A 9,690-nucleotide genomic window follows, 5' to 3' on the forward strand; every position below is an offset into this window, starting at 1 on the left:
GCGCAGGATCTTGGCCCCGCCCCAACGGTTGTGCGGACGCAGCTCGACGCCGAAGAGTTCGCCCATCTCGCGGTAGAAGTCGGCGATGTTGGCTTGCGGGCGGCTGATCACCCCGACGGTGACGTCGCGCTCGCGCGCCAGGGCGGCCGACAGGATGCGCAAGGTGGCCGACTTGCCGCAACCTGGCGCGCCGGTGACCAGGGCGAAGCCGCCCTCGCCGGTGAGCTGGCTGACACGCCAGCAGAATGACTCCAGGCGCGGCGTGACATGCAGCGCCTCGGCCGGCACGGCGGCACTGAACGGGTTCCATTTGAGGCCGTACAGCGCGAGCATCCTGTTGGTCACGTGTCGTCTCCTTCGTCCTTGGGCAGGTAGGCTGGCGGCAGTCCGGTCGCGGCCTGCTGGTCGATCATGCGCGCCAGCAGCGGCCCGATGCCGCGTGCCGGCGGCGGTGATGGCGTGACAGGTTCGGCGGTGACCGCCAGCAAGCCGCGGCGCCGGCCGGCGGCGTTGGCGGCCTTGTCCTGCGGGAACAGCCGGCACAGCACCGTGCCGGTGTGCGGATCGACGAGGTGGACCTGCGTCAGATCCCAGGCGGCGAAGCGGACTTCCAGCACGGCGAGATGCCGATATTGATTGGGCACTTCGAAGCGGCGGCCTTCGATGACGGCGGTGCCGTCGCTCTTGCGCAGGGTGCGCCGCTCGGTGCGGGTAAAGGCCAGCCGCAGCGCCGCGGCATCCGAGCAGGGCCGCGTCACCGTGGGACTGGCGAGGAAGCGTGCCAGCGGGGTGCTGTCGATCTCGCTGTGGCGCTTACGGTTATAGTCCTGCTCGACCCAGGCCTGCGTTGCCTCGTTGAGCCGTGCCAGGGTGAGATCGTCGATGCCTTCCAGCATGGCCATCAGCCGGCCCTCGACGGATCCCCACAGGGTCTCCTGCTTGCCGTTCTGGTAGGGCGAGTAAGGCAGTGTCGTCTGGTGCAGGATGCCAAGCCTGGCGAGCCCTTCGCTGATCTCGGTGGCCGTCATGGCGGCGCCGTTGTCGCTCATCGCGGCGCGCGGCAGGCCGCGCTTGTGCATCGCCTGCGACAAGCCGTGTGCGATGTTCTCGGCACTCTCGGCGAGATACCATTGCAGGTGACAAACCAGGCGCGAGTGGTCGTCGAGCACGCCGAACAGCACCGGCGTCCGCCACGCGCCGCGCGGCGTCAGCACCTTGCGCGAACCGTAATGACAATCCCAGTGCCAGAGCCCGTTGACATACTCGGCCTCGTAGCTGCGCACCTCGCGGGCCTCGAGCCGCGCCGCGGCCGCCAGCGTGCCGTCGGTCTGGCGCGTCGTCATCGGGGGCTGCCTGGTCAGGCCGCGGGCGGCCAGGAACCGTCGGATCGTTGCGTAGGATGGCACCGGCTGCAACTCGGCCCTGGTCTCGGCCAAGGCAACCAGATTGTCGTGGTGCAACTGCGCACTCCAGCCTTTGTGGGCGTCATACTGGGCCAGTAATGTCTGGCGCAGCGGCATGGTCATCGACGCCTGTTCACCGGCATCCTGGCGCCGCTTGCGGCGCAGCACCGCGACCGGGTCACGCTGTTCATTCCGGGCTCGATAGTACCAGCGCTCCAGCGTGGAGACGCTGAAGCGGACCGGCGCGCCGGTGCCCGGGTGGCGCCATTCGCGGGCCGCCAGTTGCCGCAGGGCTTCGCGCAGCGCGCCCTTGGCCGGCGGTGCCGCCAGCAACTGGCCGATCACCGAAAAGCGCAACTGCCCCTCGTCTTGCCATTCCATCCGGCTGCGCCGGACGGAACCTTTGGCAAGCCTCGCCAAGCGCTCATGCACCCGCGATCCGCCGCGCCCGGTCATGCCCGCCTCCGGAAAATGCCTGCGCTGACGGTAAGCACCTTCGCCAATGGCCGGCGATGCGCATCCTCTGCGGATCGGCGATGTCCGTCAGAAAGCGCGCATCGCCGCCGTGCCGCCGGTCAGCGGACCGAGGAACCGCAGCAAGCCGGTGAGTTTGCCTTCAAGGTCGCCGGCAAAGCGCTCGAGCAGCGAGACCGGCAGGCGGGCGATATCAACCGGCGGCACCACGGCGGCCGCGGCGACCGCTGCGAAAGGGCCCTCGGTCAAGGTCGACCGCCACCAGGCGCGCCAGCGCCCGATCGTTCGGCGGTCGATCCCCGGCACGGCCGACAGACGCGCCAGGCGGGCCGGCGTCGTGCCGTGCAGCATCGCCGCGATCAACGTCACGACCGTGGCGAGATCGACCTTGCGGCCGAGAAAGCGCAGCGAGGGCGGCGTCGTTCGCTTGCGGCAACCATCCACCGCACAGCAGAAGCTGAAGCGCTGATCATAGTCTGAACTCAACCCGGCGGGGCAGCCTCTCGGCTTGCGGGCAAACCGCGCCGAATGCAGCGTACCACCGCATCGGTGGCAGCCTGCTGCCCGCGCAATGGCCGAAAGGTCGCGGTCGAAGACGAGAAGCTGCTGATGGAACTTGGCGTCGGCCAGTATGGCTTGGTACAAGGATCGCCTCCTCTGAACGGATATTGGCGCGATGGCCAAGATCGGACGGAATGATCCTTGCCCATGCGGCAGCGGCAAGAAATACAAGCGCTGCTGTCTGGCCAATGACGAGGCGGCGGCTCGCGAGAGGCACGCCGCGGCCAACGCCGTAGCCACCGCGTCCGTGCCGGCGCAGTCGCACCTCTGCCACGACTGCACGCACGAACTGGATGACGCAGCCAACGCCGTGTTCGCCCTGATCGACGCCGGGAAATTCGACGCCGCCGAGCAGGCCGCCCACGACGTGCTGACGCGCTTCCCCGGCATGCATGACGGCTACGAGTGCCTTGGCCGGCTTTACCAGGCCAAAGGCGACCGCACCCGGGCGATCGAATGCTACCACCAGGTCATCGCGTTCGCCCGCAACGAACCGCATCTCTACGACCCGGGCTTCGTGGGCCACTTCCAGGATCTGATCGATCGCCTCGAACCACGGGCCGCCGCCAACTGATCCTGCCGGTCCGTCTGCTTGCCCAGCCTCGCCGGCTGCTCGGCAGCGTCAAGGCATCCACGCCTGCGGCGCGGAGCCTCCTTGACCCCGCCTGCGCTCCCGGCGGTCCTGCACGCAGGTCGGCGCCAAGGAATGGTCCTTCAGTCTCACCAAGGAATACGTCACCAGGACCGGAAGGCTCAGCCACGATCCGTGAGGGACAGGTTCTGTCAAACCTCAAATTCCGTGATCAGAAAACGCCCAAAACCCGTCGCTTTGCTTGCTCAGGCTCATGCAACACGCCGATGGTATTGTCCCCATCGGCCCGGTCATAGGGCCAGATCCGTACCTGGCCTTCATTGTAGAGGTACAGGCCATAGAACGAGACTTTGGCCTTCAGGCCGGGTGAGCTTGAAGCGACCTGGAAGCGCCTGCCGCGCTCGCCCCAGCCGTAGCCGAGGTCGACGTCCTGATGGATATGCGCCTCATCGAGATAGACCACGTGATGGCGCTCATCGCGCGCACCATCCAGCACTGAGCCGATCTGGGCGACGAAAGCCTGTCGTTTCTCCGGCTCAGCGCGGCCGAGCAGCTTGTGGGCTTTCTTCCACGACAGCTTGAGCCGGTGCAACGCGCGGCGGATGGTCTCGCGGCTGAAGCGGCGACCGAACTGCTCTTGCACAAAACCGACCAGACGCCGCAGCGTCCAGCGTGGTTTTCCCTCGGCTCCGGCGACCGGCGGACTGGCTGCCTGGCATTCTGCGGCGCGAACCTGCTCGCCAAGCGCGGCGGCGATATCGGGGCAAAGGGGGGGGCGGCCACCGGTGCGTTGATAGGTCAGCGCCGCGAGGCCGTGCTCGTTGTAGGCGCGCAGCCAGCCCATCACGGTCTGCGCACGTCGTCCGGTGCGTTCGGCAACTGTCGTGGCACAACTGCCGTCGGCGATCTCGTGCAGGGCCAGGAAGCGTTCGCGGCTGCGGGGATGGGCGGCGCTCAAGGCCAGATCGCGCAGATCCGCAACCGTCTGGCCCCAGCGCTGATGGTCAACTTGTAGCACTGGTCTGAAAAAGCCTCGTTCTGACGAAGATCGTTATATGGGAAGGGCAAGATTCCCGGCCAAGGGGGGAACCAACGGTTCCAAAGTAGACGCGGTTTAGTACCTCTGCACAGTGATTATGACGTGTTGGTGGGGTGCGGATAGGCGCGGTGAGCATGAGCAAGGTACTCGATGTGCAACCTGGGAAAACTGATCACGCTATTTGATGTTTCGTGATACGTTCTCATCATCGAACGTGCGCAGGAAAATATTTATTTCGAGAGAAACCAAGGGGATGATGGATTACCCACCCAAATTGCGGGCACTCAATATGACGGGCAGCGAAAATTGGCACAAGATTTGGGGGCGCCAGACCGCGAACCCAAGATAATTGATGGACGCGAAAAAACCTTGGAATGTCAACGGCCCGGCGTGTTTCCATCCCTTTGTTCGATCGAAACAGTCCATCCCTTCGTCCCGACCTGGATTGCCTGACGCATGGCTGCGAACGGCGGTCAAGCATGGCCGTTAGGCCACCGCGTCAGCGGCGCGGCGCGTGCTTGAGGGCCGTTCGCAGCCATGTCACGCTGGACGCAGGAGGGCACGCTTCCACTTCCGCTTCCCGGCCTCCCTACAACGAACGGGAAGGGGAAGTGGGAAGTCCATCAAAAACTGTGCTCACCGGGCCATCAAAGGGCGTGATCCTGCTCAGCGCGGGCCAGCTTGTCCCGTGCCTTGTCGGTGGTGAACCTCCAATGAACGCGAGCGCCTGAGGCATTGCGCTGGTGCTCCCAGGCTTCGATCTCGGCAATGAGGACGTCGCGCTCGCCGATGCGACGGTGCAGGCACTGGCCGTGCAGCACACTGATCTCGATCTCAGCCATGTTCAGCCAACTGGCGTGCTTGGGCGTGTAATGGAATTCCAGGCGCTGGAGGATGCGGTGCGCTTCGGGCGCCGGGAAGGTGTCATACAAGGCACCGGCTGTATGGGTTGAGAGATTGTCCTGCACGACCCGGATCAGGTCCGCATCCGGGTAATGAATGTCGGTCAGATCGCGCATGCAGGCGGCAAAATCCTGCGCGGTTCGCTGCTCGGTGACCTTCACCTGCCGCCACGGCTGATGCGCATCGAGGAACATGAACAGATTGGCGGTGCCGTTGCGCTTGTATTCATAATCATAGCGCTCCGGCTGGCCCGGCCTGGCCAGGATCGGCTGGCGCACCTCGCCGATCAACTGGGTCGGCGTTTCGTCAAAGCACACCACCGGACGCTGCGGATCCGCCGGTTCGGCATACAGATCCAGCACGTCCTCCATCCGCGCAACATAGGTGCCATCCACCTTCGGAATGCACCACATCTTGCGCCGCCACGGCTTCAGATCGTCCTCGCCCAGGCGTCGGCGCCCGTTGATCCGCTTTGCGGCTCAACCACGCGAGAGACTGTCGTGCTCGGTCAACCGGACCATCTCGTCAGCCAGCAGTTCCAGCGTCCAGCGTTTGCGCCCAGCTGGTGGGGCGGAACACGCGGTGGCCACCAGCAGCGCCGTCTCCTTGCCGGACAGCTTGCGCGACGCCCCCGGGGGGGCCTCCTCGCTCAGCGCCGCCTCGAGGTTGCCTTCCACAAAGCGCCGCCTGGCGCGATAGACCGTCGAGACGCCAACCGAGACAGTGCCGGCGATCTGCTCGTCGCTAACACCGGCATCGGCCGCCAGCAGGATCTGCGCCCGCTTGATCTTGCGCACCACGTGGGTGCCGCCGTTCAGCAACGCGGCAAGTTCGTTATGCTCCGCCTCGTCCAGATCGACCCGATACCGTATATGCATCGCTGCTCCTGTGCTGTCGAGGACAACGATGAACTGGGCCGCCAATGCCCCAAGACCGGCGTTCACAGCCAGGCAGGGGCAGTTTCTCGCGTGTATTCACGCCTATACCCTGTTGAACGGACGTCCTCCGGCAGAGGCGGACATGATGCGGTTCTTCCGCCTCACGCCGCCGAGCGTGCATCAGATGATCCTGAAGCTGGAGAAGGCCGGACTGATCTCGCGTCAGCCCGGTGTCCCGCGGAGCATCGTCGTCCTGCTCCACCGCTCCGCCTTACCTATGCTCGAGCCCGGCGGCGTTCAACCGGTCAAAACCTCTGTGCAGAGGTACTAGCCGCCGAGGGCGGCGGTGCGGCAGTTGAGGATGTGCTCGATGGCGGGCCGATGCGAGGGCGGCATCGACGCGCCGTGGGCCGAGCGGTCGTCCGCCGCAAAGCGACGGAACACGCCGGCGCCCTCGATCATGACCGTTCCTCAGAGGCCGGTCATCAACCGATCGAGCAGCATATGCAGCGACGCCCGGGTGGGCGAGGCTGGCCAAAGGTTCTATCAGGCGTAGTCTGATGGAATGGCCAGATGAGGGGCGGTGAGGTGGGTGTAGATGGCGGTGGAGGTGATGGAGGCGTGGCCGAGCAGGATCTGTACGACACGGATGTCGACGCCGTTCTCCATCAGCGTGGTCGCATAGCTGTGCCGCAGTGCGTGCGGTGTGACTTTGCCGCGCGTGCCGCTCGCCGCCACCGCGAAGCTGTCGCGCAGCACCCGATCGTCGAGCGGCGCGTCACCGCGTCGGTTGGGGAACAGCCAGCGGGGGTTGTGATGGGCCCGCCACAGTTGGCTGAGCTCGTCGAGAACCGGCTGCGGCAGCGGCACCCGTCGCTCCTTGTTGCCCTTGCCGATGATACGCAGGCCGCACGCATACATCAGGCTGAGACAAACCTGGCGGATTGGCTGGCGCTGGCTGCGTGAGGACGTCACTTACCACCACTGCCATGCCACGGCCGAGGACCTGATCCACCGCGTTGCCGCCTTCGAGGCCGACGTCAATCACTATTCCGTCGCCGATCGGCTGTTGGTCAAGGACCACCTCGATCCTGAGGAGGAGAAGCTACGGTTCTCAAAGTAGACGCGGTCTACCCTCATCCAGCAGGCCAGAGAGGTTGACCATCTCGGATACGGCCATGCGCACGCGGCCTCCTCAGGCGATCGGATCCCCTGGTCATCCGATTAGATCAGAGACCTCAACGTGGCGTTATCCCTCCAGAGCCACCATCCCGGAACCCAACAAGAGCCAACCCAATATACTAATCTTAATGTGTCAAAAACTGAAAGATAGTCAATGTTATCAATGGGTTATGGGAGCTCTAGTTTGCGAGAAAACGTCGTGATTTCAATGTGTTAGGCGGAAACTGACACAGTCGAACTAAGGAGGCGGTCAAAGGTGCGCCATCCAGTCAAAGCAAGTCGCTGATTTTCCGACGAAAAAGAGCATGCTGGACCGCCCTGTGGCGTGGAATTGGCCGCCTCCTTGGTAAGCCTGCGCTGTTACCCAAACTTCTACTCTCCGGCATGAGAATTGCGCCGCGGATTTGGCGTAGCGGCGTGGCGAAGTCCTGCCGTTAGATAGTCCCATCCGGTGATCAGTGTCAACACGGCGGCGATCCAAAGCATGAACTCTCCGATAAGCGAAATAGGGAGGAACGCAATATGCAAAAGACTGCCGACACTATCTCCCGCTAACAATGTACCTAATGCAGTCATTTGGAAGCCTGTCTTCCATTTCGCAAGACTGGTAACAGGAAGACCGACGCGAATGCCAGCCAGATATTCGCGAAGGCCACTGACCAAAATTTCGCGTAGCATAATAACTATTGCTGGGTAAATACCTATTCCAGATAGACGATTTTGGCCAACCAACATCATTAGAGCTGCGCCAACCAGAAGCTTATCTGCAATTGGATCTAACATCCGCCCAAGATCCGATTGCTGGCTACGAGATCGCGCAAGTTTGCCATCAAAATAATCCGTAATCGCAGCAGCAGAAAAGGTGGCACATGCTGCCAAGTCGGCCACCGGATGGTTAACAGCAACCAGGATCACAAGCAGTGGGATTGCTGCTATGCGAGAGAGAGTAAGAACATTTGGAAGATCGGTTAGCATGTTAGCGACACAATAGTTCACTGTCGCGACTTAGGCTATAGGGTGGATTTGCAAACCCGATCAGGCCACCAACGAGCGTGCCGATCGGAGCCTTACCGCGGCGACGAACGTTGTGCACGAACTGGAAAAAAGGCCGAGATATAGCGACAGCTCCCCCTGCCAGGCTACCAGAGTCGTACATCCCCGGAACGATCTGCGAAACCCCATCCGGCCAGGATCGCGTCGAGGCGGAGCAGCCCATGATGCATGGTTTTCTGTGCCGGCGGACGGTATCCTCGAGGTTGACGGCCGGACCAGCCGCCTAATCGCGCGACAACCCAAGCCTACTACGCGAGCAGGCTTTCATCATGCGGGTTGCAGAGTTTCTCGGTGTGCCCCTCCAGGACGGCATCGGTGAGCGGCAGGCCGGTGGTTCCGTCGCGTGCCATCACCAGTTGCATTGAGGTGGCCCCGAAAACTGGACAGGGTGTTAAGAGAGAGTCTTGGCTTGGGACGGCGGTTTGTCCGGAGGTGAGACTTGTCGAGTACACGGAAGAAGCACAACGCGAAGTTCAAGGCGAAGGTGGCGCTGGCGGCAATCCGGGAGGACGGCACGGTTGCGGAGCTGTCGAGCCGGTTTGGTATGCATGCCAGCCAGATCCACGCCTGGAAGAAGACGGTGCTGGACGGCACGGCGTCGCTGTTTGCGCGTGACAAAGCTGCGGTTGGTCACGGCGAGGCGAGCGAGGCGCAGTTGGCGCCGCTGTATGAGAAGATTGGCCAACTGACGGTGGAGCGGGATTCTTTTCGCAAGAAGTCTGGGCGAGGCTGGCCGAGGTTCCGGCGGCGAAGCCGCTGGAATGCCAGACGAGGCCATGAGCGCGGCGCAGCGCCTGGCCCTGGTTGACCGGGAGGATCCCGCCCTGTCAGTCACGGCGCAGTGCCGACTGCTGAAGGTCGCGCTCGACGCTGTATTACCACCCGGTGCCGATGGACCCGGACGACCTGGCGTTGATGCGGCGAATGGACGAGCTCTACACCGCCTCGCCGTTTCACGGCTCGCGGCGGATGGTTGCGGTGTTGCGCCGCGACGGCTGGACGGTGAACCGCAAGCGGGTGCGACGCCTGATGCGACTGGGTATGGCTCAATACGGTTCATTTAGGCGCCTGTATGCTGATGACATACGCCACCTTGGTGGTTGGCTGACGCGACCGGGGCTTCACCTTGTAGCCGCTCAGCTTGCGTTTGACGCCGCGCGGGTTCTGCCGGCCACGGCTGCTTTGCACGCGTTCTTCCAGGATTTCCTCCAGCACCTGGCGATGCAGGGCGGCACGGCGCCGAGGGGGGAAAAGCCGCGAACAGCGGCAGGTGACGTCGGATCACTCGCACCGCGTGCACAAACGACAATCGGTCAGGATCTTCATTGGCCTGCAACGCCGCTTCGTGCATCAGCCCGCGCACCGCAAAGTGCGCCAGCAGCAGACCCCAGACCTCCTGACGCACCATCGCCGGGGTCTCGCTGCGCAGCACCATCCGCGCGCCGCGCAGATGCGTCTTGAACTCGGCCAGCGCGCCCTCCATCTTCCCCCCTGAAGACGTCTGAAGAGCAATTCCCGGTGACCGCCCAGCCGCGGTTGGGTCGCGCCGCGTTACGCGCCTTGGTGACGTGGGTCGCGAGGCACCATGACGGGAGCACGCCCGAC

The 9,690-nt window shown here is 63.7% G+C and carries 11 protein-coding genes and 3 pseudogenes; 5 read left to right on the forward strand and 9 right to left on the reverse strand.

Annotated elements, in window-relative coordinates; genetic code table 11:
- The 3 genes from CCS01_RS14270 to CCS01_RS14280 all read right to left on the reverse strand — a co-directional run.
- On the reverse strand, positions 1-345 hold a 345-nt coding region (locus CCS01_RS14270), incomplete at its 3' end, for an ATP-binding protein (protein ID WP_146101757.1).
- Positions 342-1,859 carry a DDE-type integrase/transposase/recombinase gene (locus CCS01_RS14275; RefSeq protein WP_408887490.1) on the reverse strand — a complete coding sequence of 506 codons (1,518 nt, stop codon included), beginning with the start codon at positions 1,857-1,859 and terminating at the stop codon, positions 342-344. The genes CCS01_RS14275 and CCS01_RS14270, both read right to left, overlap by 4 nt.
- 87 nt (positions 1,860-1,946) lie before the next feature.
- A complete protein-coding gene (locus CCS01_RS14280; RefSeq protein ID WP_146101758.1) occupies positions 1,947-2,561 on the reverse strand; it encodes a hypothetical protein in 615 nt (204 codons plus the stop codon).
- On the opposite strand from CCS01_RS14280, the gene CCS01_RS34665 reads away from it, so the two are divergent.
- Entirely contained in the window at positions 2,554-3,012 is a 459-nt protein-coding gene (locus CCS01_RS34665; RefSeq protein ID WP_204848275.1) for an SEC-C metal-binding domain-containing protein, read from the forward strand. The two genes, CCS01_RS14280 and CCS01_RS34665, sit on opposite strands and share 8 nt — an antisense overlap.
- A gap of 229 nt (positions 3,013-3,241) precedes the next feature.
- Here the strand turns inward: CCS01_RS34665 and CCS01_RS14290 are convergent, their stop codons facing one another.
- Both CCS01_RS14290 and CCS01_RS14295 read right to left on the reverse strand, forming a co-directional pair.
- Positions 3,242-4,048: an IS630 family transposase gene (locus CCS01_RS14290; RefSeq protein ID WP_104519482.1), complete on the reverse strand. Its 807-nt coding sequence runs from the start codon at positions 4,046-4,048 to the stop codon at positions 3,242-3,244.
- 668 nt (positions 4,049-4,716) lie between these two features.
- Positions 4,717-5,850: pseudogene (locus CCS01_RS14295) on the reverse strand (IS630 family transposase).
- A 28-nt stretch (positions 5,851-5,878) separates the two neighbouring features.
- Between CCS01_RS14295 and CCS01_RS14300 the strand changes: the two are divergent.
- Complete coding sequence (locus CCS01_RS14300; RefSeq protein ID WP_104519483.1) at positions 5,879-6,181, forward strand: LexA family protein; 303 nt, start codon at positions 5,879-5,881, stop codon at positions 6,179-6,181.
- Here the strand turns inward: CCS01_RS14300 and CCS01_RS35715 are convergent.
- Positions 6,178-6,312 (reverse strand): transposase zinc-binding domain-containing protein, encoded by a 135-nt coding sequence (locus CCS01_RS35715; protein ID WP_204848276.1) that lies wholly within the window; start codon positions 6,310-6,312, stop codon positions 6,178-6,180. The genes CCS01_RS14300 and CCS01_RS35715 overlap by 4 nt on opposite strands.
- Positions 6,313-6,396: 84 nt before the next feature.
- Positions 6,397-6,720 carry a tyrosine-type recombinase/integrase gene (locus tag CCS01_RS14305; protein ID WP_158258391.1) on the reverse strand — a complete coding sequence of 108 codons (324 nt, stop codon included), beginning with the start codon at positions 6,718-6,720 and terminating at the stop codon, positions 6,397-6,399.
- Between the two features lie 25 nt (positions 6,721-6,745).
- Between CCS01_RS14305 and CCS01_RS32830 the strand changes: the two genes are divergently transcribed.
- A complete protein-coding gene (locus CCS01_RS32830) occupies positions 6,746-6,973 on the forward strand; it encodes a hypothetical protein (protein ID WP_146101759.1) in 228 nt (75 codons plus the stop codon).
- Positions 6,974-7,404: 431 nt separating this feature from the next.
- Here CCS01_RS32830 and pgsA read toward each other — a convergent pair whose 3' ends face one another.
- Positions 7,405-8,007, reverse strand: coding sequence for a CDP-diacylglycerol--glycerol-3-phosphate 3-phosphatidyltransferase (gene pgsA, locus CCS01_RS14310; RefSeq protein ID WP_104519485.1), 603 nt, complete (start codon positions 8,005-8,007; stop codon positions 7,405-7,407).
- A gap of 517 nt (positions 8,008-8,524) precedes the next feature.
- Between pgsA and CCS01_RS14315 the strand changes: the two genes are divergently transcribed.
- Entirely contained in the window at positions 8,525-8,893 is a 369-nt protein-coding gene (locus tag CCS01_RS14315) for a hypothetical protein (RefSeq protein WP_104519486.1), read from the forward strand.
- Positions 8,894-8,976: 83 nt separating this feature from the next.
- Positions 8,977-9,108 (forward strand): annotated as a pseudogene (locus CCS01_RS36115) (IS3 family transposase); the annotation flags it as partial.
- A 220-nt stretch (positions 9,109-9,328) separates the two neighbouring features.
- Here CCS01_RS36115 and CCS01_RS35210 read toward each other — a convergent pair.
- A pseudogene (locus tag CCS01_RS35210) lies at positions 9,329-9,565 on the reverse strand (IS4 family transposase); the annotation flags it as partial.
- Positions 9,566-9,690: the final 125 nt, after the last annotated feature.

It is taken from the genome of Rhodopila globiformis, from assembly GCF_002937115.1.
Classification (GTDB): domain Bacteria; phylum Pseudomonadota; class Alphaproteobacteria; order Acetobacterales; family Acetobacteraceae; genus Rhodopila; species Rhodopila globiformis.